Origin of the sequence: Streptomyces mutabilis, from assembly GCF_014649815.1 — a bacterium.
Classification (GTDB): Bacteria; Actinomycetota; Actinomycetes; order Streptomycetales; family Streptomycetaceae; genus Streptomyces; species Streptomyces mutabilis.
In genome coordinates this window covers 200353-225791 of record NZ_BMTT01000008.1, presented here as the reverse complement: position 1 = coordinate 225791, position 25439 = coordinate 200353, and the positions used below count along the sequence as shown (strand labels likewise).

Annotated in this window: 24 protein-coding genes and 1 riboswitch; of the genes, 14 read left to right on the top strand and 10 right to left on the bottom strand. The window is 70.2% G+C overall.

The genetic code is table 11. From position 1 onward, the window contains the following. Nucleotides 1-21: 21 nt before the first annotated feature. From rsgA to IE142_RS18920, 3 genes are all read right to left on the bottom strand, one after another. Nucleotides 22-1035: a ribosome small subunit-dependent GTPase A gene (rsgA, locus tag IE142_RS18930; protein ID WP_191886865.1), complete on the bottom strand. Its 1014-nt coding sequence runs from the start codon at nucleotides 1033-1035 to the stop codon at nucleotides 22-24. A gap of 12 nt (nucleotides 1036-1047) precedes the next feature. Continuing rightward, nucleotides 1048-2364, bottom strand: a complete 1317-nt coding sequence (gene aroA / locus IE142_RS18925) for a 3-phosphoshikimate 1-carboxyvinyltransferase (protein ID WP_191886864.1) — start codon at nucleotides 2362-2364, stop codon at nucleotides 1048-1050. Nucleotides 2365-2480: 116 nt separating this feature from the next. Then, the gene (locus IE142_RS18920) at nucleotides 2481-3203 is read right to left on the bottom strand and encodes a M50 family metallopeptidase (protein WP_191886863.1); all 723 of its coding nucleotides are present in this window, start codon (nucleotides 3201-3203) and stop codon (nucleotides 2481-2483) included. Nucleotides 3204-3307: 104 nt separating this feature from the next. Here IE142_RS18920 and IE142_RS18915 point away from each other — a divergent pair, with 104 nt between their 5' ends. The 10 genes from IE142_RS18915 to IE142_RS18870 all read left to right on the top strand — a co-directional run bounded on the left by IE142_RS18915 (nucleotide 3308) and on the right by IE142_RS18870 (nucleotide 13314). After that, complete coding sequence (locus tag IE142_RS18915) at nucleotides 3308-4123, top strand: SOS response-associated peptidase (protein WP_191886862.1); 816 nt, start codon at nucleotides 3308-3310, stop codon at nucleotides 4121-4123. A gap of 1 nt (nucleotide 4124) precedes the next feature. Further along, the gene (locus IE142_RS18910; protein ID WP_191886861.1) at nucleotides 4125-4784 is read left to right on the top strand and encodes an alpha/beta hydrolase family protein; all 660 of its coding nucleotides are present in this window, start codon (nucleotides 4125-4127) and stop codon (nucleotides 4782-4784) included. 257 nt (nucleotides 4785-5041) lie between these two features. Then, complete coding sequence (gene sigR, locus IE142_RS18905) at nucleotides 5042-5725, top strand: RNA polymerase sigma factor SigR (protein ID WP_191886860.1); 684 nt, start codon at nucleotides 5042-5044, stop codon at nucleotides 5723-5725. After that, complete coding sequence (rsrA, locus tag IE142_RS18900; RefSeq protein WP_191886859.1) at nucleotides 5722-6033, top strand: mycothiol system anti-sigma-R factor; 312 nt, start codon at nucleotides 5722-5724, stop codon at nucleotides 6031-6033. The genes sigR and rsrA overlap by 4 nt, the downstream gene beginning before the upstream one ends. A 141-nt stretch (nucleotides 6034-6174) precedes the next feature. Then, on the top strand, nucleotides 6175-7500 hold the full coding sequence (locus IE142_RS18895; protein WP_191886858.1) for an HD-GYP domain-containing protein: 1326 nt from the start codon (nucleotides 6175-6177) through the stop codon (nucleotides 7498-7500). Next, nucleotides 7497-8750, top strand: a complete 1254-nt coding sequence (locus tag IE142_RS18890) for an HD-GYP domain-containing protein (RefSeq protein WP_191886857.1) — start codon at nucleotides 7497-7499, stop codon at nucleotides 8748-8750. Before IE142_RS18895 ends, IE142_RS18890 begins: the two co-directional genes overlap by 4 nt. Nucleotides 8751-8863: 113 nt before the next feature. Further along, a complete protein-coding gene (locus IE142_RS18885) occupies nucleotides 8864-9844 on the top strand; it encodes a tetratricopeptide repeat protein (RefSeq protein WP_191886856.1) in 981 nt (326 codons plus the stop codon). Between the two features lie 101 nt (nucleotides 9845-9945). After that, nucleotides 9946-10596: a peptide deformylase gene (def, locus tag IE142_RS18880; RefSeq protein WP_100045869.1), complete on the top strand. Its 651-nt coding sequence runs from the start codon at nucleotides 9946-9948 to the stop codon at nucleotides 10594-10596. A 253-nt stretch (nucleotides 10597-10849) separates the two neighbouring features. Next, nucleotides 10850-11941, top strand: coding sequence for an epi-isozizaene synthase (cyc1, locus tag IE142_RS18875; RefSeq protein WP_191886855.1), 1092 nt, complete (start codon nucleotides 10850-10852; stop codon nucleotides 11939-11941). Then, the gene (locus IE142_RS18870; RefSeq protein ID WP_191886854.1) at nucleotides 11938-13314 is read left to right on the top strand and encodes a bifunctional albaflavenone monooxygenase/terpene synthase; all 1377 of its coding nucleotides are present in this window, start codon (nucleotides 11938-11940) and stop codon (nucleotides 13312-13314) included. Before cyc1 ends, IE142_RS18870 begins: the two co-directional genes overlap by 4 nt. A gap of 3 nt (nucleotides 13315-13317) precedes the next feature. Here the strand turns inward: IE142_RS18870 and IE142_RS18865 are convergent, their stop codons facing one another. Beyond that, nucleotides 13318-14292, bottom strand: coding sequence for a GlxA family transcriptional regulator (locus IE142_RS18865; RefSeq protein ID WP_191886853.1), 975 nt, complete (start codon nucleotides 14290-14292; stop codon nucleotides 13318-13320). 92 nt (nucleotides 14293-14384) lie between these two features. On the opposite strand from IE142_RS18865, the gene IE142_RS18860 reads away from it, so the two are divergent. Then, entirely contained in the window at nucleotides 14385-14630 is a 246-nt protein-coding gene (locus tag IE142_RS18860) for a hypothetical protein (RefSeq protein WP_191886852.1), read from the top strand. On the opposite strand, the gene IE142_RS18855 is transcribed toward IE142_RS18860, so the two are convergent. The 6 genes from IE142_RS18855 to IE142_RS18830 form a co-directional block, all read right to left on the bottom strand. Continuing rightward, nucleotides 14543-15574, bottom strand: a complete 1032-nt coding sequence (locus IE142_RS18855; RefSeq protein ID WP_191886851.1) for a ribonucleotide-diphosphate reductase subunit beta — start codon at nucleotides 15572-15574, stop codon at nucleotides 14543-14545. The genes IE142_RS18860 and IE142_RS18855 overlap by 88 nt on opposite strands. Then, nucleotides 15574-17949 (bottom strand): ribonucleoside-diphosphate reductase subunit alpha, encoded by a 2376-nt coding sequence (locus IE142_RS18850; protein WP_191886850.1) that lies wholly within the window; start codon nucleotides 17947-17949, stop codon nucleotides 15574-15576. The genes IE142_RS18855 and IE142_RS18850 overlap by 1 nt, the downstream gene beginning before the upstream one ends. Nucleotides 17950-18073: 124 nt before the next feature. Further along, a riboswitch (cobalamin riboswitch) is annotated at nucleotides 18074-18217 on the bottom strand. Between the two features lie 88 nt (nucleotides 18218-18305). After that, nucleotides 18306-18812 carry a GNAT family N-acetyltransferase gene (locus IE142_RS18845; protein WP_191886849.1) on the bottom strand — a complete coding sequence of 169 codons (507 nt, stop codon included), beginning with the start codon at nucleotides 18810-18812 and terminating at the stop codon, nucleotides 18306-18308. Nucleotides 18813-18885: 73 nt separating this feature from the next. Then, nucleotides 18886-20496 (bottom strand): monocarboxylate uptake permease MctP, encoded by a 1611-nt coding sequence (mctP, locus tag IE142_RS18840; protein ID WP_191886848.1) that lies wholly within the window; start codon nucleotides 20494-20496, stop codon nucleotides 18886-18888. Continuing rightward, entirely contained in the window at nucleotides 20493-20750 is a 258-nt protein-coding gene (locus IE142_RS18835; RefSeq protein WP_052412260.1) for a DUF3311 domain-containing protein, read from the bottom strand. Before IE142_RS18835 ends, mctP begins: the two co-directional genes overlap by 4 nt. A 135-nt stretch (nucleotides 20751-20885) precedes the next feature. Next, complete coding sequence (locus IE142_RS18830; protein WP_043380094.1) at nucleotides 20886-21650, bottom strand: GntR family transcriptional regulator; 765 nt, start codon at nucleotides 21648-21650, stop codon at nucleotides 20886-20888. A gap of 454 nt (nucleotides 21651-22104) precedes the next feature. Between IE142_RS18830 and IE142_RS18825 the strand changes: the two genes are divergently transcribed. The 3 genes from IE142_RS18825 (at nucleotide 22105) to IE142_RS18815 (ending at nucleotide 25433) form a co-directional block, all read left to right on the top strand. Beyond that, nucleotides 22105-23409, top strand: coding sequence for a sugar ABC transporter substrate-binding protein (locus IE142_RS18825; protein ID WP_191886847.1), 1305 nt, complete (start codon nucleotides 22105-22107; stop codon nucleotides 23407-23409). A gap of 138 nt (nucleotides 23410-23547) precedes the next feature. Further along, complete coding sequence (locus IE142_RS18820; RefSeq protein ID WP_191886846.1) at nucleotides 23548-24540, top strand: carbohydrate ABC transporter permease; 993 nt, start codon at nucleotides 23548-23550, stop codon at nucleotides 24538-24540. Next, a complete protein-coding gene (locus IE142_RS18815) occupies nucleotides 24537-25433 on the top strand; it encodes a carbohydrate ABC transporter permease (protein ID WP_370466375.1) in 897 nt (298 codons plus the stop codon). The genes IE142_RS18820 and IE142_RS18815 overlap by 4 nt, the downstream gene beginning before the upstream one ends. Nucleotides 25434-25439: the final 6 nt, after the last annotated feature.

Here is a 25439-nt window from a genome sequence, read left to right as displayed (position 1 = left end):
GCACGGCGAACGACGCGAACGTCAGTCGCCCTCCGTCCGCTCCCGGGTGGAGAGCAGCCGGCGCAGCGAGTACAGCCGCGCCGGGTCGGCATGCCCCTCGGCGACCCACGCGTCCAGCGCGCAGTCGGGCTCGTCGTGGCTGCACGCGCGGGGGCAGCCCTCGGTGCCCGGCACCAGGTCGGGGAAGGCGTTGATCACCCGGGACGGGTCGACGTGCGCGAGCCCGAACGACCGCACGCCCGGGGTGTCCACGACCCAGCCGCCCGTCTCGGAGGACAGGGGGAGGGCGAGGGCCGAGGTCGTCGTGTGCCGGCCGCGGCCCGTCACCGCGTTGACGTGACCCGTCACGCGACGGCGGTCCTCCGGCACCAGCGTGTTGACGAGGGTCGTCTTGCCGACACCGGAGTGGCCGACGAACGCCGTGATCTTGCCGTCCAGGTGCTGCCGTACGAGGTCGGCCGCGGCGCCGTTCTCCAGCTCCTCGCGGCTGGTGACGACGTACGGGATGTCCAACGCACCGTACAGATCCAGGAGTTCGTCGGGCGGGGCGAGGTCCGACTTGGTCATCACCAGCAGCGGGGTGAGGCCGCCGTCGAACGCCGCGACCAGGCAGCGGTCGATGAGGCGGGGGCGCGGCTCCGGGTCGGCGAGGGCGGTGACGACGGCGAGCTGGTCGGCGTTGGCCACGACGACGCGCTCGTACGGGTCGTCGTCGTCCGCCGTACGGCGCAGTACCGACGTGCGCTCCTCGATGCGGACGATCCGGGCGAGCGTGTCCTTCTTGCCGGACAGGTCGCCGACCAGCGCCACCCGGTCGCCGACGATCGCCGCCTTGCGGCCCAGTTCCCGGGCCTTCATCGCCATGACGACCCGGTCCTCGACGAGGCAGGTCAGCCGGCCCCGGTCCACGGTGAGGACCAGGCCCTCGGCGGCGTCCTCGTGTTTGGGCCGGGTGTGGGTGCGCGGCCGGTTGCCCTTGCGGTTGGGGCGGGAGCGGATGTCGTCCTCGTCGGTGTGCTTGCCGTAGCGGCGCATGGCGAACCGTCCCTACGCCCCGAGCATCCCGGTCCACAGGTCGGGGAATTCGGGGAGGGTCTTGGCGGTCGTCGCCACGTTCTCGATCTCCACTCCCTCGACCGCGAGGCCGATGATCGCGCCGGCGGTGGCCATGCGGTGGTCCTCGTAGGTGTGGAAGACACCGCCGTGCAGGCGGCGCGGGCGGATGTGCAGGCCGTCGGCGGTCTCGGTGACGTCACCGCCCAGCTCGTTGATCTCCTTGGTGAGCGCGGCCAGGCGGTCCGTCTCGTGCAGCCGCAGGTGCGCCACCCCGCGCAGGGTGGACGGGGAGTCCGCGAGGGCGGCGACGGCCGCGATGCCCGGGGTCAGCTCGCCGACCTCGCCGAGGTCAACGTCGATACCGTGCACGGCGCCCGAACCGGTGAGGACGAGACCGTAGTCCGTCAGTTCGCAGGAACCGCCCATCTCGGTGAAGATCTCGCGGAGCCGGTCGCCGGGCTGGGTGGTGCGGGACGGCCAGTCGGGGATCACGACCTTGCCACCGGTCACCAGGGCCGCCGCCAGGAACGGCTGGGCGTTGGACAGGTCCGGCTCGATGGTGAGGTCGCGGCCGAGCAGCGCCCCCGGCGTCACCCGCCAGACGTTCGGCTCGCCGCCGGACTCGGGGGTGTCGACCTGGGCGCCGACCGAGCGGAGCATGTCGACGGTCATCCGGATGTGCGGCATGGACGGCAGCGCGGAGCCGGTGTGGCGGACCTCCACGCCCTGGTTGAAGCGCGGGCCGGACAGCAGCAGGGCGCTGACGAACTGCGAGGAGGACGACGCGTCGATCTCGACCGGGCCGCCCTCCAGGGCGCCGCCGCCGTGCACGGTCATCGGGAGCGAGCCGCGCGCGTCGTCGTCGATGCGGGCGCCGAGGGCGCGCAGCGCGTCGATCACGCCGTGCAGGGGGCGCTCGTACGAGCGAGGGTCGCCGTCGAAGCGGATGGCGCCGTCGGCGAGCGTGGCGACCGGCGGCAGGAAGCGCATGACCGTGCCCGCGTTGCCCACGTCGACCGTGGCCGGGCCGCGCAGGCCCGCCGGGATGACCCGCCAGAACTCGCCGGTGCCCTCCGGGCCGACGCCCTCCTCGATCTCGACGCCCAGCGCGCGCAGCGCCTCGGCCATCAGCAGGGTGTCGCGGGAGCGCAGCGGGCGGCGCAGCCAGCCGGGCTCGGAGGCGAGGGCGGCCAGCACCAGGGCGCGGTTGGTGACCGATTTCGACCCGGGCACGTGGACGGTCGCGTCGACGGCTCCGCTCGCGTGCGGGGCGGGCCAGAGGGCGGTGTGCGCGGGGTTCACGGTCATGGGCCCCACTTTAATGGCTGAGGACGATCGGAGATCTTGATCAAAAACGCCGAAACCGGACCGAGGTCGCGGCCGTGCACTTGCCGTGCACATATGCGCCTCCAAGGGGTCGCGCGTCACAGCTCCAGCAGCCAGCGCCCCCCACCGATCAGTGAACACAGCGACACCGCGTGGAACAGGAAGAACCACACGCCCGCCGGCGCGTGCGTCAGCCGGGCCAGCTGGTCCGCGTCCGAGTCCCCGGCTCCGCCCCGCGCCCGCTTGGCCTGCAGCTCGAAGGCCGGGCGTACCCCGCCCAGCAGCAGGAACCACACCACCGCGTACGCGAACGCCGCCTGCACCTGCGGACCCGCCAGCCAGGACACCAGGACGAACGTGCCGCCGGTCAGCACCACCGTGAGCACCCCGTACGCGTTGCGGATCATCACCAGCAACGCGACGAGCAGCGCCGTCGCCAGCCACAGCGACAGCGTGATGTGCCCCGCGGCCAGCAGCGCGGCGCCGCCGAGGCCCAGCAGCGGGGGAGCGGTGTAGCCGGCCACCGCCGTGAGGATCATCCCGAGCCCGTGCGGCCTGCCGCGGCTGACGGTGAGACCGCTGGTGTCGGAGTGCAGCGTGATGCCGGTCAGCGTCCGCCCGGTCAGCAGTGCCACCAGCCCGTGGCCGCCCTCGTGGGCGATGGTGATGGCGTTGCGCGCCATCCGCCACAGCCCGTGCGGCACGACGACGGCGAGCGCGGCGACCAGGGTCGCGATCACCACCCACAGGTCGGGGTCGGGCTGGGTGCCGGAGACCTCGTCCCAGAGGGAGACGAGCGAGGCCGTTGCGAGGTGGTCCATGTTCGGTGGGGGCTCCTCGTTCGTGCGGTTCAGCGGGTGCGGCGCGAAGCGCCTCGTTGCGGGGTGGTGGCCGGGAGACCGGCGGGCCTGGCAGTGTGGCACGTATGTGCGGACGGTATGCGGCGAGTCGTCGACCCGAGGATCTCGCGGGAATCTTCGAGATCGAGAAGTGGGAGCCCAAGGAGACCTTGGAGCCCGACTACAACGTGGCCCCGACCAAGGAGGTCCACGCCGTCCTGGACCGTCCCCTGAAAGACGTCGAGGACCCGAAGCCGGTTCGCCAGCTGCGGAAGCTGAAGTGGGGTCTCGTCCCTTCCTGGTCCAAGACGCCCGAGGGCGGCGCCCGGATGATCAACGCCCGCGCGGAGACCGTCCACGAGAAGCCCTCCTTCCGCCGCGCCTTCGCCACCCGGCGCTGCATCCTCCCCGCCGACGGCTACTACGAGTGGGTCACCGGCAAGCAGGAGCGCGACCTGGAGGTCGAGGGACGCAAGAAGCGCCCGCGGAAGCAGCCGTACTTCGTGACCCCGGCCGACGGGTCGGTCTTTGCCATGGCCGGTCTGTACGAGTTCTGGCGGGACAGGACCCTGCCGGACGACCACCCGCAGGCCTGGTGGGTGACCTGCTCGGTGATCACCACGGAGGCGGAGACCACGCCGCTCGCCGTCGCCCCGGCCGACGGACCGCACGCCCTCGCCGACATCCACCCCCGGATGCCGCTGATGCTGACGCCGGACCGCTGGGACGACTGGCTCGACCCCGCGCGCACCGACCCCGACGAGCTGACCTCCCTCCTCACGCCCCCGCCCGCCGGACTGTTGCGGGCGTTCCCCGTCTCCACGGCCGTGAGCAACGTCCGCAACAACGGGCCGGAGCTGCTGAAGGAGCTGGAAGGGCCCGAAGAGGGCACACTCTTCTGACGTGACCAGCGAGAACACCGAGACGACCACCGAAACCGTCGACACCGACGCCGGGTCCGCCCGCATCACCTGGCACCCGGCGAAGCAGCCCCGCCTCGTCCTCGCCGCGAGCCACGGCGCCGGCGGCGGCATCGAGGCGCGCGACCTGCGGGCACTGGCGGCCGCGCTGCCCGCGCACGGCGTGACCGTCGCCCTCGTGGAGCAGCCCTGGCGGGTGGCCGGCAAGAGGCTGGCGCCCGCGCCGAAGACCCTGGACGCCGGCTGGCGCGGACTCTGGCCCGCGCTTCGGGCGCCCGGGCTGCCGGTGATCTCCGGCGGACGCAGCGCCGGCGCCCGCGTCGCCTGCCGCACGGCGGCCGAACTGGGCGCATGCGCCGTGCTCGCCCTGAGCTTCCCGCTGCACCCGCCGGGCAGGCCCGAGAAGTCCCGCGCCGACGAGTTGCTCGGCGCCGGCGTCCCCACACTCGTCGTCCAGGGCGGCAACGACCCCTTCGGCCGGCCCGAGGAGTTCCCCGAGGCCCCCGAGGAGACGTACGACCTGATCGAGATCCCGCACGGCGACCACGGCTTCGCCGTGCCCAAGCGGGCGGAGATCAGCCAGGAGGGGGCACTGGAACTGATCACCGAAGGCGTCGCGGAGTGGACCCGCTCACTCGGCTGACGGCCCGGGAATGACCGGCGGGCGCCCACTGTTGTGGCGGACATACGTTGCTGAGAATCAGCACCGACGCCGTACGAGAGGAAGTCCGCCGCATGGCTTCAGCCTTCTGCCCAAGTCGCAGCAGCCGCGCCGACCTGGACTGGACGGTGCTGCACGCGGCGAAGACCGCCCCTGTTCGGGCGGCGGGCGGACCGGATCGTCGTCTATCCTCCGATTCGAGTGGGGCCGGACTCGGCCTCGCGACATCTTCGGAGGAGGTGGGTCCGGTCACTGGGACCGACGCAGGGACCGAACACGGCCAGGCGGAGCAGCCCGAGGGCCGGGGAACGGGTACGGAGTCGACCGCGGAGCGCAGCGCGCGCTTCGAACGGGACGCGCTCGAGTTCCTCGACCAGATGTACTCGGCCGCGCTGCGCATGACGCGTAATCCGGCCGACGCCGAGGACCTGGTGCAGGAGACCTACGCCAAGGCGTACGCGTCCTTCCACCAGTTCCGCGAGGGCACCAACCTCAAGGCATGGCTGTACCGCATCCTCACCAACACCTTCATCAACTCGTACCGCAAGAAGCAGCGCGAACCCCAGCGCAGCGCGGCCGAGGAGATCGAGGACTGGCAGCTCGCGCGTGCCGAGTCGCACATGTCGACGGGTCTGCGCTCCGCGGAGTCGCAGGCGCTCGACCATCTGCCCGACTCGGACGTCAAGGAAGCCCTCCAGGCCATCCCCGAGGAGTTCCGTATCGCCGTGTACCTGGCGGACGTCGAGGGGTTCGCCTACAAGGAGATCGCCGACATCATGGGGACACCCATCGGTACGGTGATGTCCCGGCTGCACCGTGGACGCCGTCAGCTGCGCGGCATGCTGGAGGACTACGCCCGCGACCGCGGCCTGGTCCCGGCCGGCGCCGGCAAGTCGAACGAAGCGAAAGGCTCGGGGTCATGAGCTGCGGAGAGCCGCACGAGACGGATTGCAGCGAAATCCTCGATCATCTCTACGAGTTCCTCGACCGAGAGATGCCGGACTCGGACTGCGTGAAGTTCGAGCACCACTTCGAGGAGTGCTCGCCCTGCCTGGAGAAGTACGGGCTGGAGCAGGCCGTGAAGAAGCTGGTCAAGCGGTGCTGCGGACAGGACGACGTGCCGGGTGACCTGCGTTCCAAGGTCATGGGCCGGATCGACCTGATCCGCTCCGGGCAGTCCGTGCCCGAGCACGACATCACGGCCGCGCCGCCGACCCCCCAGGAGTCCTGAGCCGCCGGTCCACGCATCCGACGGCACGTACCAGCCGTACGGCGCATCACCCGTACGTGCTAATCCGCGGGTTGTCCGCCCGCGCCCCCTGCCACCGCTTTAGGCTCCGGAGCCTGACTGGCATGGCCGGGGGAGGGGCTCATGGACGCGGTACCGGTGCGGGCGCGTGCGTACGTCTTCGGTGTCGTCCTCCTCGCCCTGGTCTGCCTGTGCCCACTGCCGGACGTACGCACGCCCTGGTGGGCCGTGCTCCTGCTCGCCGGGCTGTACGCGGGCTCGGAGCTGGTCGCCAGGTCCCGTTTCGTCGGGACCTGCTACCCCGTGCTGCTCGCCGGGGCGTTCCTGCTGCCGCCGCCGGCCGCCGCGCTCGTGGCCCTGCCCGGCGCGATGCTGTCGCCGGTGACGCAGCGGCCCTTCGTACTGCGGCGGGTCTGGCGGGCCGCACTACTGACGCTCGCCGTGTGGGCCGCCGCCCGGGTGCACTGGGAGTGCGGCGGCCGGGACGCGGTCGTCGCCCCCGGCTTCCCCTACGCGCTCGTCCCGGCCGGGGCCGCGGTGCTGGCATTCTGCCTGGTACTGACCCTGCTGGACGGCGGCATCCTGTACCTGGCCGACCGGGTGCCGGCGCGGCGGGCCTGGCGGGGGCTGTTCTCCCGCTCGCTCGGGCCGATCGCCGTGCACGGGCTCGCCGGGCTCATGATGGCCGTCCTGTGGCGCAGCCCGTACGGTTTCGTCGCCGCGCTCCTCGTGCTGCTGCCGATGTGCGTGGCGTGGTGGGCGTTCGCCCAGTACCACCGGGAGCAGGCCGCGCACCAGGCGACCATCCGCGCACTGGTGCAGGCCGTCGACATCAAGGACGGCTACACGCGCGGGCACAGCGAGCGCGTCGGTCGGGCCTCGATGATGATCGCCCGCGAGCTGGGCATGGACGACGAGCGCGTCGAGACGCTCCGCTTCGCCGGGATCCTGCACGACGTGGGCAAGCTCGGCGTCCCCACCCGGCTGCTGCGCAAGGACGGACCGCTGACGCCCGAGGAGCGCCGGGTGATCGAACTGCACCCCGAGTACGGGCACGAGATGGTGCGCGGCATCCGCTTCCTCGGGGAGGCCAGGGCCGCCGTCCTCCACCACCACGAACGGCTGGACGGCAGCGGCTACCCTTACGGGCTGGCCGGCGACCGCATCCCCGAGTCGGCCCGGGTGGTGGCCGTCGCCGACGCCTTCGACGCGATGACGTCGACCCGCTCCTACAGCAGGGCGCGTCCCGTCGAGGTGGCGGTGGCGGAGCTCCAGAGGTGCGCGGGCGCGCAGTTCGACCCGCGGATGGTCGGGGCGCTGGTCCGGGCCCTGGGACGGCACGGCTGGCACCCGGCGGTGACGTCCGACGGTGGACCGCCGCTTCCCGCGGGAGTGCCCGCGGGCCGGACCGGGGAGGCGCGGGACAGCGTGGGCAAGGGGACGTCGTGACGCCGGCCCGCCCGCGCAGTCCGGCACCGCCCCTCCTGATCCTCATCGGCGCCGGGCTCCTCGCGCTCGCCTGTTTCGCCTCGGTGCTGTGGTCGGGGCTCGCCCAGCGGCCCGTCGCGCTCGCCTTCGGCGTCCTCGTCGCCCTCGGCGAACTCACCCGGCGTACCGGCGCCGAAACCCGGGAGGCCGCGCCCCTCGCAGCCGCCGGGGCGCTGGCGTACGCGCTGCTCGGGCACGTCGCCGGGGTGCCCACCCACCACGGCGTCGCCCAGACCGTCACCGTCGTGCTCGCCGCCTCGCTGTCCGGCAGCGTGCCACACATCGCGCGCGGTGGCGGGCCCGTGCTCGACCACCTGGCGCGGCGCGTGCTCACCGTCGCCTTCGCCGCCGTGTGCTTCCAGCCGCTGTCCACCCAGGGCGTCTGGAGCGACTGGGGCGGCCCCGCCCAGGCGCTGCTGCTGATCGCGCTGCTCGTCCTGACCGCGCTGTGCGACGCCCTGCTCGCTGCGGTACCCGCGCACGCCCGCACCGGGTGGCCCTTCGGCCCGCTGCTGCGCGAGGAACTGCGCGGCATGGTCGGCATCACCTCCGCGGTGTGCGCGACCGGGGCGGTGATGGCACTCGCGGTGGCCGTCGCGGGACTGTGGGCGCTGCCCGTCCTCAGCGTGCCGTTGCTGCTCACCCAGCTGTCCTACCGGCGCTACGCCGCGGTCCGGTCCACCTACCGGCAGACCATCGCCTCACTGGCCAGGGCCACCGAGATCGCCGGGTACACCCCCGCCGGGCACGCCCGTCGCGTCGCCGAACTCAGCCGCGCCGTCGGCAGGGACCTGGGGCTGTCCGGCACCGAGCTGACCGTCCTGGAGTACGCGGCCCTCATGCACGACATCGGCCAGCTGAGCCTGGTCGACCCCGTCCCGGCGGGAGCCACCGCCGGCCTGCCCGTGGCCGAACAGCGGCGGATCGCCCTGCTCGGCGGGGCCGTCGTCCGCCAGACCGGGGTCGACGCGGCGGTCGCGGTGGTGGTCGAGCGGCAGGCCGACCCCTGCCGGGAGCAGCCGGTCGCCGCGCGCATCGTGCGGGCGGTGAACGCCTACGAGGAGAAGGCGCGGGGCGCGGGGCCCGGCGGCGGCCTCACGGCACTGGAGGAGCTGCGGCTGGCCCCCGCGGACGACTACGCTCCCGACGTCGTGGAAGCCCTGGCCCGGGTGCTGTCCCGAGGCAGCCTTAGCGTGCCCGCGACTGGGTAACCCATGGGTAATGAGCGACCTCGTGGCCGTACGTGGTTGGATGCGAAGGAGAAGGTGTCCGGGGGCGCGAAAGGCACAGCCAGCCCACTGAACGGAACTGGCAGGCGGGAATCGTGAGGATCTTCGGCAAGGGACGGCACCGGCCCTCCGCCTCCTGGCGGCAGGCCACCGACCGCGCGTTCACGCTGATCGGTGACGGTCGCTACGAGGACGCGGGCGCACTGCTGACGCGCGCCGCCGACCTGGAACCGTGGCTGTCGGAGTCGTGGTTCAACCTCGCGCTCCTGCACAAGTTCCGGCACGACTGGGAGCAGGCCAGAGCGGCCGGCCTGCGGGCCGTGGCGCTGCTCGACCGGGACACCGGCGCGCCCGACTGGTGGAACGTCGGCATCGCCGCGACCGCCCTCCAGGACTGGCCGCTGGCCCGCCGCGCCTGGCAGGCGTACGGGCTGCGCACTCCCGGGGACGCGACCGACGCCGGCGAGCCGCTCGGCATGGACCTAGGCAGCGCGGCCGTACGGCTGTCCCCGGAGGGGGAGGCCGAGGTCGTGTGGGGGCGGCGGCTGGACCCCGCCCGCATCGAGGTGCTGTCCATCCCGCTGCCGTCCTCCGGCCGGCGCTGGGGCGAGGTCGTCCTGCACGACGGGGTGCCGCACGGGGAACGGACGACCACCGCCGGGCATGCCTACCCCGTCTTCGACGAGATCGAGCTGTGGGCACCCTCGCCCGTGCCGACCTGGGTGGTCCTTCTGGAGGCCGCCACCGAGTTCGACCGGGACGCCCTGGAGCAGCTCGCCGCCGACGCCGGTTTCGCCGCCGAGGACTGGTCGTCGTCCGTGCGGCTGCTGTGCCGGATGTGCTCGGAGTCGCGGATGCCCTCCGACGAGGGCGACGGCGAGCACCTCGACCCGCACGACCACAGTGAGCCCGGTCATCCGGGGCCGCTCGGCCACCGCACCGACGGGCAGCTGTGGGTGCCGGAGCGCGAGTGCGGGGTGGCCGCGCCGGCGGGGCTGGTGAAGGGGTTGCTGGACGGCTGGGTCGCGGACAGTCCCGACTCCCGGGACTGGCGGGACCTGGAAGAGGTCTGCTGAGCGGCCCCGTAGTCTTTACCAGGACGACTCCACCAGGACGCTCCAGCAGCGGTCCCCATCAGCACCACCCCTTGGTTGTACGAGGAAGGCATACGTCGGTCATGGCCCAGCAGGACACCGATCAGCAGCACGCGGGCGTGCTCCCCGTCGACGACGAGGGGTTCGTCGTCGACACCGAGGACTGCGAGGAGCGCGAGAGCGCCTGGCGTGAGCGCGGCACCTCGCGGCCGATCACGGTGGTCGGCAACCCGGTGTTGCACAAGGAGTGCGCGGACGTCACCGACTTCGGCGACGAGTTCCAGCAGCTGGTCGCGGACATGTTCGCCAGCCAGCGCACCGCCGAGGGCGTGGGCCTGGCCGCCAACCAGATCGGGGTGTCCAAGAAGGTCTTCGTCTACGACTGCCCCGACGACCAGGGCGTTCGCCACGTCGGCGTGGTCTGCAACCCGAAGCTGGTCGAACTCCCCGCCGACCGGCGCAGCCTGGACGACAGCAACGAGGGCTGCCTGTCCGTGCCGACCGCCTACGCGCCGCTCGCCCGCCCCGACTACGCCGAGGTGACCGGGCAGGACGAGCGGGGCAACCCGATCCGCGTGCGCGGCACAGGGTACTTCGCACGGTGTTTGCAGCACGAGACGGACCACCTGTACGGGTACCTGTACATCGACCGGCTCTCCAAGCGTGAACGCAAGGACGCGCTGCGGCAGATGGCCGAGAACGAGCCGCGCTACCCCGTGGTCGCGAACGACTGACGGGGCATCATCACCCCAGCCACCTCTCGCGTGCGTACGGCGCCCGCCCGGGCCTCCTCCCGGGCGGGCGCCGTTCGTTTGCCGAAAGCCGCCACACACCAGGAGAATTCCGACGCGCTGAGGTAGCGAATAAAGCAAATCCGTTCCCAGAACGGTCAGTTGTGGTGCTGAATGGGAAGTGCGGGGATACGCAACGGCGCACGCCCCGCTCGGTGCGGGGGGTGCGCCACCGGCGGCTGAGAGGGGTTTGTCCATGCACGCTTTCTCACAGGGCACCACAGCGACACCGACCGCGATCGCAGTGCCTTCATCGCTCCGCCTCCCAGTGATCGAGGCGGCATTTCCCCGGCAACTGCACCCGTATTGGCCGAAACTCCAGGAGAACACCCGAACCTGGCTGCTCGAAAAACGGCTCATGCCGGCGGACAAGATCGAGGAACATGCCGACGGCCTGTGCTACACCGACCTCATGGCGGGGTACTACCTGGGCGCCCCCGACGAGGTCATGCAGGCGATAGCGGACTACAGCGCGTGGTTCTTCGTCTGGGACGACCGGCACGACCGGGACATCGTCCACGGCCGGCCCGCCGCCTGGCGCCGGCTGCGGGACCAACTGCACACGGCACTCGACTCGCCCGGGGACCACCTGCACCACGAGGACACGCTGGTAGCGGGGTTCGCCGACAGTGTGCGGCGGTTGTACTCCTTTCTGCCGGCGCCGGCGGCCTGGAACGCCCGGTTCGCCCGGCACTTCCACGCGGTGATCGAGGCGTACGACCGCGAATTCCACAACCGCACGCACGGAATCGTGCCCGGCGTCGAGGAGTACCTCGAACTGCGCCGGCTCACGTTCGCCCACTGGATCTGGACCGATCTGCTGGAGCCGAGCGCGGGGTGCGAACTGCCGGACGCCGTTCGAAAGCACCCGGCATATCGCCGGGCGGCACTGCTGAGCCAGGAATTTGCCGCCTGGTACAACGACCTTTGCTCGCTCCCCAAGGAAATAGCCGGCGACGATGTCCACAATCTCGGCATCAGTCTCATCACGCATCACGGACTGACCCTCGAAGAAGCCATCGGGGAAGTCAGACGACGCGTCGAGGGATGCATTACGGAATTCCTCGCCGTGGAACAGGGCGCGTTACGTTTCGCCGACGGGCTCGCCGACGGAACCGTGCACGGAAAGGAACTGAGCGGCGCCGTACGGGCGAGCGTCGGCAATATGCGGAACTGGTTCAGTTCCGTCTACTGGTTCCACCACGAGTCCGGCCGGTACATGGTCGACAGCTGGGACGACCGGTCCACGCCCCCGTACGTCAACAACGAAGCGGCAGGTGAGAAATGACCGTCGAGTCCGTCGACCCCGAGACCCGGACCCATCCGGCGCCGGAACTGCGCGAGCCGCCCGTCGCGGGCGGCGGCGTCCCGCTCCTCGGCCACGGCTGGCGGCTGGCCCGCGACCCGCTGGCCTTCATGTCCCAGCTGCGCGACCACGGTGACATCGTTCGCATCAAGCTCGGCCCCAAGACCGTCTACGCGGTCACCACCCCGGAACTCACCGGCGCCCTGGCCCTGAGCCCCGACTACCACATAGCCGGCCCGCTGTGGGAGTCGCTGGAGGGCCTGCTCGGCAAGGAGGGCGTGGCGACCGCCAACGGCCCGCTCCACCGCCGCCAGCGGCGCACCATACAGCCGGCGTTCCGGCTCGACGCCATCCCCGCCTACGGGCCGATCATGGAGGAGGAGGCGCACGCGCTCACCGAGCGCTGGCAGCCGGGGCGGACCGTCGACGCCACCTCCGAGTCCTTCCGCGTCGCCGTGCGGGTCGCCGCCCGATGCCTGCTGCGCGGCCAGTACATGGACGAGCGTGCCGAGCGGCTGTGCGTCGCCCTCGCCACCGTCTTCCGGGGCATGTACCGGCGGATGGTGGTCCCGCTGGGGCCGCTGTACCGGCTGCCGCTCCCGGCCAACCGCGCCTTCAACGACGCGCTGGCCGATCTGCACCGGCTGGTCGACGAGATCATCGCCGAGCGCCGTGCAAGCGGTCAAAAGCCGGACGATTTGCTGACGGCATTGCTGGAGGCGAAGGACGACAATGGCGATCCGATCGGGGAACAGGAGATCCACGACCAAGTGGTCGCGATACTCACCCCCGGCAGTGAAACCATCGCTTCCACGATCATGTGGTTGCTGCAGGCACTTGCCGACCACCCGGAACATGCCGACCGCATACGCGGCGAAGTCGAAGCGGTCACCGGCGGGCGTCCCGTGGCATTCGAGGACGTACGCAAGCTCACGCACACCGGCAATGTCATCTTGGAGGCCATGCGGCTGCGGCCCGCCGTATGGGTATTGACGCGCCGTGCCGTGGTCGAGACCGAACTCGGTGGCTATCGCATTCCGGCCGGGGCGGACATCATATACAGTCCGTACGCAATCCAGCGCGACCCGAAGTCGTACGCCGACAACCTGGAGTTCGACCCGGACCGGTGGCTGCCGGAACGCGCGGCGAATGTGCCGAAATACGCCATGAAGCCGTTCAGCGCAGGCAAGCGGAAGTGCCCCAGTGACCACTTCTCCATGGCGCAGCTGACCCTGATCACGGCGGCGCTCGCCACGAAGTACCGCTTCGAGCAGGTGGCCGGCTCCAACGACGCGGTCCGCGTGGGCATCACGCTCCGACCGCACGACCTACTGGTCAGGCCCGTGGCACGGTGACGCTCAGGCCGCTCCGACCGCCTCCGGCCCCCGGAAGGTGCGCCGGTAGGCGTGCGGAGTGGTCCCCAGGGCCCTGACGAACTGGTGCCTGAGGGCCGCCGCCGTACCGAAGCCGGTGCGCCAGGCGATCGTGTCCATCGTCTCGTCCGTCGCCTCCAGCAGCCGCTGGGCCAGCAGCACGCGCTGGCGCAGGATCCAGCGGTAGGGAGTCGTACCCGTCTCCTGCTGGAAGCGGCGGGCGAAGGTGCGCGGGGACATGTGCGCCCGGGCCGCGAGCCGGTCGACGGTGACCTCCTCGTCGAGGTGCTCTTCCATCCAGGCCAGCACCTCGCCGACGGTGTCGCAGGAGGAGCGGGGCAGCGGCCGTTCGATGTACTGGGCCTGACCGCCGTCCCGGTGCGGCGGCACGACCATCCGCCGGGCGATCTTGTTGGCCACCTCCGGACCCTGCTCCTTGCGCACGATGTGCAGACAGGCGTCGATGCCGGCGGCGGTGCCGGCGCTGGTGATCACCGGGTCCTCGTCCACGTAGAGCACGTCCGGCGAGACGGCCACCGTCGGGTACTGCCGGGCCAGTTCGTCCGCGTGGTGCCAGTGCACCGCGCAGCGCCGCCCGTCCAGCAGCCCGGCGGCGCCCAGCACGAACACCCCGGAGCACACGCTCAGCACCCGTGCGCCCCGGTCCACCGCCCGCCGCAGGGCCCCCAGCAGCTCGGGCGGGTAATCCCGGCGCACGTAGTCGCTGCCCGCCGGGACGGCGATCAGGTCGGCCTCCTCCAGCCGGTCCAGCCCGTACGGTGTGGATACGGAGAGCCCGCCGACGTGGGTGCTCAGCGCCGGGCCCTCCGCCGACACCACCGCGAAGTCGTACTGCGGCAGGCCCTCGTCGGTCCGGTCGATGCCGAAGACCTCACAGAGGACGCCGAGTTCGAAGGGATGCACGCCGTCCAGCGAGACGGCGGCCACGTTCCGCAGCATGTCGCCAGTGTGCCTCGGAAGTGGCAGGAAATCGAGGTCCTACGGCAGTCCCGCCACTGCCGGTAAGGAGTATCCGGCGCGACAGTGGTGTCATGACCGGAAACCAGGCAGAAGCCCTGATCGGAATGCTCGTGACCTTCGGACTCCTGGTCCTCATGGTCCTCCCGTCGGTGATCGGCATCGTGCGCGACAGGCGCATCGACCGTCAGATCAGGGAGGCCCAGGAGCAGGACGGGGTGGAGAGGCAGGCTCAGAAGTCCTCGTCCAGGTCGACGGTGCCCTCCACCGCCACCTGGTATGCCGAGGGACGCCGCTCGAAGAAGTTGGTCAACTCCTGAACGCCCTGCAGCTCCATGAAGGAGAAGGGGTTCTCGGAGCCGTACACCGGGGCGAAGCCGAGCCGCGTCAGGCGCTGATCGGCCACGCACTCCAGGTACTGCCGCATCGAGTCGGTGTTCATCCCGGGGAGACCGTCACCGCACAGGTCGCGCGCGAACTGCAGCTCGGCCTCGACGGCCTCCCGCAGCATGTCGGTGACCTCCTGCTGGAGCCGGTCGTCGAAGAGCTCCGGCTCCTCCTTGCGCACGGTGTCGACCACGTCGAAGGCGAAGGACATGTGCATCGTCTCGTCCCGGAACACCCAGTTGGTGCCGGTGGCCAGGCCGTGCAGCAGGCCCCGGCTGCGGAACCAGTAGACGTAGGCGAAGGCGCCGTAGAAGAACAGACCCTCGATGCACGCCGCGAAGCAGATGAGGTTCAGCAGGAAACGGCGGCGGTCGGCCTGGGTCTCCAGGCGATCGATCGACTCGACCGAGTCCATCCACTTGAAGCAGAACTCGGCCTTCTCCCGGATCGAGGGGATGTTCTCCACGGCCGCGAAGGCGGCGGCTCGGTCGTCCGGGTCGGGCAGGTAGGTGTCCAGCAGTGTCAGGTAGAACTGGACGTGCACGGCCTCCTCGAAGAGCTGGCGGGACAGGTACAGCCGCGCCTCGGGGGAGTTGATGTGCTTGTAGAGGGTGAGCACCAGGTTGTTCGCGACGATCGAGTCGCCGGTGGCGAAGAAGGCCACCAGCCGCCCGATCAGGTGCTGCTCCTCGGGGCTGAGCTTCGCCAGGTCGGCGACGTCCGAGTGGAGGTCGACCTCCTCGACGTGCCAGGTGTTCTTGATGGCGTCCCGGTAGCGCTCGTAGAAGTCGGGGTAGCGCATGGGCCGCAGGGTCAGCTCGAAGCCCGGGTCGAGCAGGTTCTTGGTGGCGGGGGTCTGAGGGGTCTCGGTGGTCATTACTGGCAGGCCTCACAGGACTCGGGGTTTTCCAGGGAGCAGGCGACCGCATCGGGGTCGGGGCCGGCCTGCACGGGGGCGGTGGTGGATCGGGCGGCGGCGCGGGCGATTCGAGTCGCCGGGCGGGAGCGCAGGTAGTACGTGGTCTTCAGGCCCTGCTTCCAGGCGTACGCGTACATCGAGGAGAGCTTCCCGATGGTCGGCGTCTCCAGGAACAGGTTCAGCGACTGGGCCTGGTCGAGGTACGGGGTGCGGGCGGCGGCCATGTCGATCAGGCCGCGCTGCGGGATCTCCCAGGCGGTGCGGTACAGCGCGCGGACGTTCTCGGGGATCCAGGTGAAGTTCTGCACCGACCCGTTCGCCTCGCGCAGCGCCTCGCGGGTGCGGGCGTCCCACACGCCGAGCCGCTTGAGGTCGTCCACCAGGTAGGAGTTGACCTGGAGGAATTCGCCCGACAGTGTCTCGCGCTTGAACAGGTTGGACACCTGCGGCTCGATGCACTCGTAGGCGCCCACGATCGAGGCGATGGTCGCCGTCGGGGCGATCGCCAGGAGCAGGGAGTTGCGCAGCCCGGTCGCGGCGATGCGCTCGCGCAGGGCCGCCCAGCGCTCCGGCCAGGTGTGCTGGACGCTGTAGTGGTCGGGGTGCAGCACACCCCGCGCGGTGCGGGTCTTCTCCCAGTTCGGCAGCGGGCCGTTGCGTTCGGCGAGGTCCGCGGAGGTCTCGTACGCGGCGAGCATGATCCGCTCGGCGACGCGGGTGGAGAGGGCCTTGGCCTCGGGGGAGTCGAAGGGCAGGCGCAGTTGGAAGAAGACGTCCTGGAGGCCCATCGCGCCGAGACCCACCGGGCGCCAGCGGGCGTTGGAGCGGCCCGCCTGCTCGGTCGGGTAGAAGTTGATGTCGACGACCCGGTCCAGGAAGGTGACGGCGGTGCGGACGGTGGCGTCCAGCCGCTCCCAGTCGATGTCACCGGCCGCCCGGTCGACGAACGCGCCGAGGTTGACCGAGCCCAGGTTGCAGACCGCGGTCTCCCCGTCGTCGGTGACCTCCAGAATCTCCGTGCAGAGGTTGGAGGAGTGGACGACGTGGCCCGGCTCGGCGGTCTGGTTGGCGGTGCGGTTGGCGGTGTCCTTGAAGGTCATCCAGCCGTTGCCGGTCTGCGCGAGGGTGCGCATCATCCGGCCGTACAGCTCGCGGGCGGGCAGCGTCTTGCGGGCCAGCCCCGCCGCCTCGGCCGTCCGGTAGGCGGCGTCGAACTCCTCACCCCACAGGTCGACCAGCTCGGGCACGTCGGCCGGTGAGAACAGCGACCACGGTCCGTCGGCGTCCACCCGGCGCATGAACTCGTCCGGCACCCAGTGCGCGAGGTTGAGGTTGTGGGTGCGGCGGGCGTCCTCGCCGGTGTTGTCCCGCAGCTCCAGAAACTCCTCGATGTCCGCGTGCCAGGTCTCCAGATAGACCGCCGCGGCACCCTTGCGCCGGCCGCCCTGGTTCACGGCGGCGACCGAGGCGTCCAGCGTCTTCAGGAACGGGACGATGCCGTTGGAGTGGCCGTTGGTGCCACGGATCAGGGAGCCGCGGGAACGGACGCGGGAGTAGGCGATGCCGATGCCGCCGGCGTGCTTGGAGAGGTTGGCGACCTGGTGGTAGCGGTCGTAGATGGAGTCCAGCTCGTCCTTCGGGGAGTCCAGGAGGTAGCAGGACGACATCTGGGCGTGCCGGGTGCCGGAGTTGAAGAGGGTGGGGGAGGAGGGCAGGTAGTCGAGGCGGCTCATCAGGCCGTGGAGCGCGGCGACCTCGTCCACGGACCGCGTGGTGTCGTCCTCGGCGAGTCCGGCGGCGACGCGCAGCATGAAGTGCTGGGGCGTCTCGACGACCTTGCGGGTGATCGGGTGCCGGAGCAGGTAGCGGCTGTACACGGTGCGCAGCCCGAAGTAACCGAAGCGGTCGTCGGCGGCCGGGTCGACGAGCCCGTCCAGCCGGTCCGCGTGCAGCCGTACGAACGCGGCGGTGCGGTCGGCGATCAGGCCCTCGCGGTGACCGGTGGCGACCGACGCGCTGAAGGAGGTGACGCCCTGCGAGGCGGCCTCGGCGCGGATGCCGATGGTCAGCAGGCGGGCGGCGAGCTTCGAGTAGACCGGGTCTTCGGAAATGAGCCCGGCCGCCGCCTCGGTGGCGAGCTCGCGCAGCTCGGCCTCGTCCGCGCGGGCGGACCGTCCGCGCAGCGCGGCGGCGGTAACCCGGCCGGGGTCGGCGTCGGGGAGGTCGGCGGTCAGGCCTGTCAGGGTCCGCAGCAGCGCGGCACCGGGTCCGTCGGGTTCCCCGGTCGCCGTCACCGGGGTCGCTGAAGCCGGATCGGCTGGCGCGATGGTCACGTGGAGCACTCCCTCGCTCGGCACGGGGCCTGGCGGAGGGCAGGGGGCAGCTCACGAGCGCGCACGGCGTCGCGTCCACCGGCCCACTCCACGAGGCCCGGACGTCATGGCACCCGGGCCAAGGCGGCCGGGCGCACTGTCGGCAGGTCCTCGGACTGAACAGGCGTGCGCGCACGTGCGAAGACGTACGGACACACGCAAGTACACCGTTGCGGGACAGTTCCGGATTCGCACCGGATTCCCCTGCGGCGACAGCGAGCATGAGCATACATCTTGTGCCGGGCGTCGCGAGCACCCCCAGATGTTGTGTCCTTCTGCGGTGTACCGGGCTGTGGCGTTGCCGCGTCGCGCCGGTGTCAGAGCGTCAGTGCGTAGGCGAGGAGCGTGATGTCGTCCAGCCCCGGAAGCGGGTTCCAGTCGCGGTCGGGGGTGCGGACGAAGCCCAGCCGTTCGTAGAGGCGGTGGGCGGGGCGCATGGCGCGCTGGGTCGACAGCACGACGCGCACGCAGCCCTCGACGGCCCGCGCACGGTCGACGCAGGCCCGCACCAGGGCCTCGCCGGCCCCGCGTCCACGTGTCTCTCGGGCGACGGCGAGCATGCGTATCTCGGCCTCGCCGGGCCGGGCGATGTCGGCCATGGGGCCGCCGGACGGCACGAAGGTCACGCCGCCGAGCACCCGGCCGTCCGCCACGGCGGCCAGCACCTCGGCGGCCGCCGCCCGCTCGGCCACCTTCCTCAGCTCCCCGAGGTACGCGTCGCTCTCGCCGAAGTCCAGGAGTCCGTCCTGGAGGTAGGCCTGCGCGGTGATCTCGCCGAGGGTCTCGTACTCGCCGGCGGCCGCCCGCCGGATCGCGAAGTCCATGTCGCCGAGTGTGCCGGACGGGTACGACAACGGGCCGCCGGATTTCTCCGGCGGCCCGTTGTCGTACCAGGAATCAGTGCGAGGAGCCCGCCGTGGCCGGTGGCAGTTCCACCTGGACGCCGGGGTCGCCCGCGTCCGCCGTGTAGTCGCTCGGCTCGGTCTCGTCGACGCCGTCGGGCGCCTTGACCGCCCGCAGGACGAAGGTCAGGGCGACGGTGACCAGGACGTTCAGCACGAAGGCCGTGAGGCCGATGTAGCCGATCTCGCCGATGCCGGGGATCTCGTCGGAGGAGCCGCCGAAGTGCTTCTGCGTCGGCGAGGCGACACCGTACGCGGCGACCGTGCCGTAGACCATGCCGACCGCCCAGCCGCCGAGCAGCGCCCAGCGGTGGAACCAGCGGGTGAACAGGCCGCCGACCAGGGCCGGGAAGGTCTGCAGGATCCAGATGCCGCCGAGCAGCTGGAAGTTGATCGCGACCGTCTTGTCCATGCCCAGGACGAAGACCAGCGCGCCCACCTTCACCAGCAGGGACACCAGCTTGGAGACCTTGGTCTCCTGGGCCGGGGTGGCGTCCGGCTTGATGAAGTCCTTGTAGATGTTGCGGGTGAAGAGGTTCGCGGCCGCGATCGACATGATCGCCGCCGGGACCAGTGCGCCGATGCCGATCGCCGCGAAGGCCACTCCCGCGAACCAGTCCGGGAACATGTTCTCGAACAGTTGCGGGATCGCCAGCTGCCCGTTCTCCACCTTCACCCCGGCCGCGATCGCCATGAAGCCCAGCAGCGCCAGCAGGCCCAGCATCAGGGAGTAGAGCGGCAGGATGGTGGTGTTGCGCCGGATCACCTCACGGCTGCGCGAGGACAGCGTCGCGGTGATCGAGTGCGGGTACATGAAGAGCGCGAGCGCCGAGCCGAGCGCCAGGGTGGCGTACGTCCACTGGCCGCCGTGGTCCGGCACCAGTCCGCCGCTGCCCGACTCGGTGAACTTGTCGTTCGCCGAGGCGAAGATGTCGTCGAAGCCGCCGAGCTTGATCGGGATGTAGATGATCGCCACCGCGATCACGATGTAGATCAGCGTGTCCTTGACGAACGCGATCAGCGCGGGCGCGCGCAGCCCCGACGAGTAGGTGTACGCCGCCAGCACACCGAAGGCGATCAGCAGCGGCAGATCCTTGATGAACCAGTTGGTGTCCTCGCCGCCGCCGACGCCCATCACGTCCAGCACGGCCTGGATGCCGACCAGCTGGAGCGCGATGTACGGCATCGTGGCGAGGATGCCGGTGACCGCGACCGCCAGCGACAGCCCCTTCGAGCCGAACCGGCCACGCACGAAGTCCGAGGTTGTCACGTACCCGTGCTTGTGGGAGACCGACCACAGGCGGGGCAGGAATGTGAAGATCAGCGGGTAGACCAGGATCGTGTACGGCACCGCGAAGAAGCCGGCCGCGCCCGCCGCGTAGATCGCCGCCGGGACGGCCACGAAGGTGTACGCCGTGTACAGGTCGCCGCCGAGCAGGAACCAGGTGACCCAGGTGCCGAAGGAGCGGCCGCCGAGACCCCACTCGTCGAGGCTGTTCTCGTTCTCGGCCTTGCGCCAGCGGGCGGCCAGGAAGCCCATGGCGGTGACGAGGACGAAGAAGAAGATGAAGACGGCGAGTGCGACGCCGTTCACGCCGTCGTTCACCGGGAACCGCCTTCCCGGCGGGCGCGCTGGTCACGCTGCCACAGCTTGTAGGCGATCATCGTCAGCGCGGTGGAGACGATCACCCACGCCATCTGGTACCAGTAGAAGAACGGGATGCCGATGAAGGTGGGGTCGGTCTTCGCGTACGACCCGACCCAGATCATGGCGACGAACGGTGCGAGCAGGCAGAGGCCGATGACGACGCGCACCGGCGTCACCACCGGTTCTCTGCTCTGTGGTGGGGCTTGTGACATGCGGTGGCTCCGTCCCCTCGCTGATCACCTCGTGCAGTGCGCACGAAATGTAGGTGACGGGTTCAGGACAGCGGAAGCCCTCGTCCGCATATCGGTCCCAAACCGCAATGTCAGGGCCGTGTGGACGGACGCGGTTCAGTCCTGGGGCCGTTTGAGGCGGGCCACGAACTTGTAGCGGTCACCGCGGTACACCGAGCGCACCCACTCCACCGGCCGGCCGGTCCGGTCCTGCGAGTGGCGGGAGAGCATCAGCATCGGCAGGCCGACGTCGGTGCCGAGCAGGCCGGCCTCGCGCGGGGTGGCCAGCGAGGTTTCGATGGTCTCCTCGGCCTCGGCGAGATGGACGTCGTACACCTCGGCCAGGGCGGTGTACAGGGACGTGTACTTCACCAGGGAGCGGCGCAGCGCCGGGAAGCGCTTGGCGCTGAGGTGGGTGGTCTCGATGGCCATCGGTTCGCCGTTGGCCATGCGCAGCCGCTCGATGCGCAGCACGCGCCCGCCGGTCGTGATGTCCAGCAACCCGGCGAGGCGGTCGTCGGCGGTGATGTAGCCGATGTCCAGCAGCTGCGAGGTGGGTTCGAGGCCCTGGGCGCGCATGTCCTCGGTGTACGAGGTGAGTTGCAGCGCCTGGGACACCTTGGGTTTGGCGACGAACGTGCCCTTGCCCTGGATGCGCTCGAGGCGGCCCTCGACGACCAGTTCCTGCAGGGCCTGGCGCACGGTGGTGCGCGAGGTGTCGAACTCCGCGGCCAGCGTGCGCTCGGGCGGGACGGGGGTGCCCGGGGCCTGGGTGCGGGTCATGTCGAGCAGGTGCTTCTTCAGGTGGTAGTACTTGGGCACGCGCGCGGTACGGACCGTCGTCCCACCCTCGTTCTCCGCACTGCTGACGTCGGTGCTCATGCTCTGCCTTCCCGGCTCCGGATGCCGAAGCGACCGATATCCCTGTCGGCCACGGCTCACATCGTGGCACGGCTTCGTGCAGGTAGGGACCGGCACGCTCCGTGATCCCCTCTGTATACATCCGGGACCGTTGTTGGTCTAGTCCACAGCGCAGTCCAAACAGTGCTGGTACGCGCGTTCGGAACCGTACCGGCATGTCATTCGGTGGGCAGTGGTACACCCGGTCCCGGTCCGCCCGATCTGCCGCTTGCGCAATGAAAGGTCCCTGCATATCTCGGTCGCGTCACGGACGCGAGGGGCCCGGTTGAACACCCTTGACAGCCCTATTGGTCTGGGCCAAGCTCCCCGTACTGGTCTACACCATTGGTTTAGGTCCCGGCCCCAGGAGCGGTACGCGTTCACGCTCGAACCGCAGGGAGGCAGGGGGGTTTGTGGCATCCCTGAGGAGGGTGGCGTGAAGCGCAAGCTGACAGCCGCGATCGGTATCGCGGGCATGATGGCATCCATCGCGGCGTGCGGGGGCTCCGACGACAACGGCTCGTCCAAGCAGGACCCGGAGGACCGCAAGGGCGAACTCACCGTCTGGCTCATGGTGGACGCCCAGAGCAGCTGGCCCGAACTGGTCAAGCAGGCCAATGACGAGTTCAGCAAGAAGTACCCCGGGGTCAAGGTCAACGTCCAGTACCAGCAGTGGGCGGACAAGACCAAGAAGCTCGACGCCGCCCTGTCCGGCGACTCGTTCCCCGACGTGGTCGAGCTCGGCAACACCGAGACGATGACCTACATCCTCAACGGTGCCCTCGGCGAGATCGACGCCAAGAAGTACGACAACTCGGACACGTGGATCGAGGGCCTCAAGGACACCTGCTCGTACGAGGGCAAGCTGTACTGCGTCCCGTACTACGCCGGTGCCCGCGTCGCCATCTACAACAAGGACATGTTCAAGGCCGGCACCGGTTCGGACCGGCTGCCGACGACCGAGGCCGACCTGCTCGAAGCTCTCGACAAGGTCCAGGACAAGTACAAGAAGGACAACGCCTTCTCCGCGCTGTACCTGCCGGGCCGCTACTGGTACGCCGCCATGTCCTACGTCGCCGCGTACGGCGGTGAGATCGCCTCGTACGACGAGGGCAGCAAGGAGTGGAAGGCCGCCCTGTCCACGCCGGAGGCCCAGAAGGGCATCCAGCACTTCGTCGACCTGGTCAAGAAGTACAACAACGGCGACCAGACCAAGGACGAGCAGGACCACGCCAACGTCATGGCCAACGAGAAGGCGGCCCTGCTCTACGGCAACGGCTGGGAGGCCGGCAGCGTCGTCGACTCCGAGACGAACGGCAACCCGGAGCTGGAAGGCAAGATCGGCGTCGCGGGCATGCCCGGCCCGGAGGGCAGGACCCTGCCCTCCTTCATCGGCGGTTCCGACCTGGCCACCGTCTCCAAGTCCGACCAGCAGGACATGGCGCAGGACTGGATCTCGATGTTCACCAACGAGAAGTCCCAGGCCGCGCTGGCCGAGAAGGACATCCTGCCCAACAACACCAAGCAGTTGGAGCCGCTGAAGGCCAAGCCCGAGACGGCTCCGATCGCCAACGCCGTCCCCGACGCCTGGTTCACCCCGATCGCCCCCGGCTGGGCCGCGATCGAGAAGAAGGAGACCCTCGAGACGATGCTGCTCGACATCCTCAAGGGCAAGTCGGTCGCCGAGGCCACCAAGGCGGCGGACGCGGAGATCAACTCGCTGATCAACGAGACATCCTGAGCCCTGCCGCTCGACTCTCGTTGACCTCCGGTGCCTCGTCCGGCCGTTCGGCCGGGCGGGGCCGGTTGGGTGGTCGGCCGCCCGCGGTGTGCCGGCCACCGCTCCGATGCAGAACCCTTCGAACGGAAGGCCAGCACAGTGAGTGCCGCCGACATCAAGACCGCCGGCCCGGAGGTGCCCGCCCCGCGGCCACCCGCCGGTGACGGCCCGGCGCCGTCCGCACCCCGGCGAAGCCGGTGGACGAACGGGCCCCTGCTGCCCTATCTCCTGATCGCGCCGGCCGTCGTGGCACTCGCCGCGGTGTTCGTCTGGCCGCTGGTCAAGACAGTGATCATGTCCTTCCAGGACGTGGGCAGAAAGGAACTGTGGACCGGTCAGGCCGCCGAGTGGGTCGGCTTGGAGCAGTTCACCAACATCCTCGGCGACGGCGAGTTCTACGACGTCCTGTGGCGCACCGTCCTGTTCATGGTCGTGTGTGTCGTCGCCACCATGGCCATCGGGCTCTTCCTCGCCCACTCCATGCAGCGCATGACCAGGGTCGTGCGCCTGCTGCTGACCGGCGCGCTCATCGCCGCATGGTCGCTGCCGCTGCTCGTGGCCACCTCGATCTTCCGCTGGTTCGCCGACTCCGACTACGGCGTCGCCAACATGGTGCTGACCGAGTACCTCGGCCTGGACTTCCAGGGCCACAACTGGTTCCTCGACCCCAAGCAGGGCTTCCTGGTGATCGGCGCCGTGGTGGTGTGGGGAGCGGTGCCCTTCGTGGCCGTCACCCTGTACGCGGCGCTCACCCAGGTGCCCGCCGAACTGGAGGAGGCCGCGGAACTCGACGGCGCCGGACGCACGGGCGTCTTCCGCTACGTCACCTGGCCCGTCATCAAGCCCGTCTTCCAGATGGTGGCCACGCTCTCGGTGATCTGGGACTTCAACGTCTTCGGCCAGGTCTTCCTGATGCGCGGCAACAAGCCGGAGCCGGAGTACAACCTGCTCGGCCTGTACTCCTACGAGAAGGCCTTCGAGTCGAACTCCTTCAGCCAGGGCGCCGCCATCGCGCTGATCACCGTGCTGCTCCTGTCCGGCGTGGCCGTCTACTACCTGCGCCAGCTGATCAAGATCGGAGACGTCGAGTGAGCACCACGACCGCCACGACCGCCCCGGGCGCGACGGAGCCCGCGCTCGACACCGCCCTGCGGCCCGACCGCAAGAAGCGCAGCCGGCACTTCTACAATCTCGTCGGACTCCTCGCCTTCGTGGTGATGGCCTTCCCGGTGTACTGGCTGGTGATCAGCGCCCTGCGCCCCAACCACGAGATCCGGTCCTACGACCAGACGCTGTGGCCGTCGTCCCTCACCCTGGACAACTTCTCCCGGGCGATCGACGCGCCCAACTTCGGCACCGCCATCCAGTCCAGCCTCGTCATCTGTGTGACCGCGGTCGTCGGCGCGATGATCCTCTCCACGATCGCGGCCTTCGCCATCGGGCGCTTCCGGTTCGCCGGCCGCAAGGCCTTCATGATCGTGCTGCTCCTGGTGCAGCTGCTGCCGCCGACCACCATGCTCATTCCCCTCTACATCCAGTTGAACGACCTGGGCGCGATCAACGAGTACTGGGGCGTGATCATCATCTACCTCGTCTCCACGCTGCCGTTCGCGACCTGGATGATCCGCGGGTTCGTGGTGAACATCCCCAGGGAGCTGGAGGAGGCGGCGATGGTGGACGGCTGCTCCCGCATGGGCGCCTTCTGGCGGGTCATCTTCCCGCTGCTCGCCCCCGGGCTGGCGGCGGCGTCGATCTTCTCCCTGATCAACGCGTGGAACGAGTACCTGCTCGCCTACATCGTGCTGCAGGACAACGACAAGTACACGCTCAACGTGTGGCTCATGAACTTCACCACCGACCGCGGCACCGACTACGGCGCGCTCATGGCCGCCTCGACACTGATCGCGATTCCGGTCGTCGCGTTCTTCATGCTGGTCCAGAAGAAGATGGCCGCCGGCCTCACCTCCGGCGCCGTGAAGGGATGACGCCAC

What these genes read in the sequence shown, in the direction of transcription:
- IE142_RS18895 (WP_191886858.1), top strand. Translation starts at nt 6,175, where the DNA reads ATGGACGCGGTACCGGTGCGGGCGCGTGCGTACGTCTTCGGTGTCGTC.
- rsrA (WP_191886859.1), top strand. Translation starts at nt 5,722, where the DNA reads ATGAGCTGCGGAGAGCCGCACGAGACGGATTGCAGCGAAATCCTCGAT.
- rsgA (WP_191886865.1), bottom strand. Translation starts at nt 1,035, where the DNA reads ATGCGCCGCTACGGCAAGCACACCGACGAGGACGACATCCGCTCCCGC.
- IE142_RS18870 (WP_191886854.1), top strand. Translation starts at nt 11,938, where the DNA reads ATGACCGTCGAGTCCGTCGACCCCGAGACCCGGACCCATCCGGCGCCG.
- cyc1 (WP_191886855.1), top strand. Translation starts at nt 10,850, where the DNA reads ATGCACGCTTTCTCACAGGGCACCACAGCGACACCGACCGCGATCGCA.
- IE142_RS18915 (WP_191886862.1), top strand. Translation starts at nt 3,308, where the DNA reads ATGTGCGGACGGTATGCGGCGAGTCGTCGACCCGAGGATCTCGCGGGA.
- IE142_RS18920 (WP_191886863.1), bottom strand. Translation starts at nt 3,203, where the DNA reads ATGGACCACCTCGCAACGGCCTCGCTCGTCTCCCTCTGGGACGAGGTC.
- IE142_RS18865 (WP_191886853.1), bottom strand. Translation starts at nt 14,292, where the DNA reads ATGCTGCGGAACGTGGCCGCCGTCTCGCTGGACGGCGTGCATCCCTTC.
- IE142_RS18855 (WP_191886851.1), bottom strand. Translation starts at nt 15,574, where the DNA reads ATGACCACCGAGACCCCTCAGACCCCCGCCACCAAGAACCTGCTCGAC.
- IE142_RS18835 (WP_052412260.1), bottom strand. Translation starts at nt 20,750, where the DNA reads ATGTCACAAGCCCCACCACAGAGCAGAGAACCGGTGGTGACGCCGGTG.
- IE142_RS18860 (WP_191886852.1), top strand. Translation starts at nt 14,385, where the DNA reads ATGACCGGAAACCAGGCAGAAGCCCTGATCGGAATGCTCGTGACCTTC.
- def (WP_100045869.1), top strand. Translation starts at nt 9,946, where the DNA reads ATGGCCCAGCAGGACACCGATCAGCAGCACGCGGGCGTGCTCCCCGTC.
- IE142_RS18845 (WP_191886849.1), bottom strand. Translation starts at nt 18,812, where the DNA reads ATGGACTTCGCGATCCGGCGGGCGGCCGCCGGCGAGTACGAGACCCTC.
- aroA (WP_191886864.1), bottom strand. Translation starts at nt 2,364, where the DNA reads ATGACCGTGAACCCCGCGCACACCGCCCTCTGGCCCGCCCCGCACGCG.
- IE142_RS18830 (WP_043380094.1), bottom strand. Translation starts at nt 21,650, where the DNA reads ATGAGCACCGACGTCAGCAGTGCGGAGAACGAGGGTGGGACGACGGTC.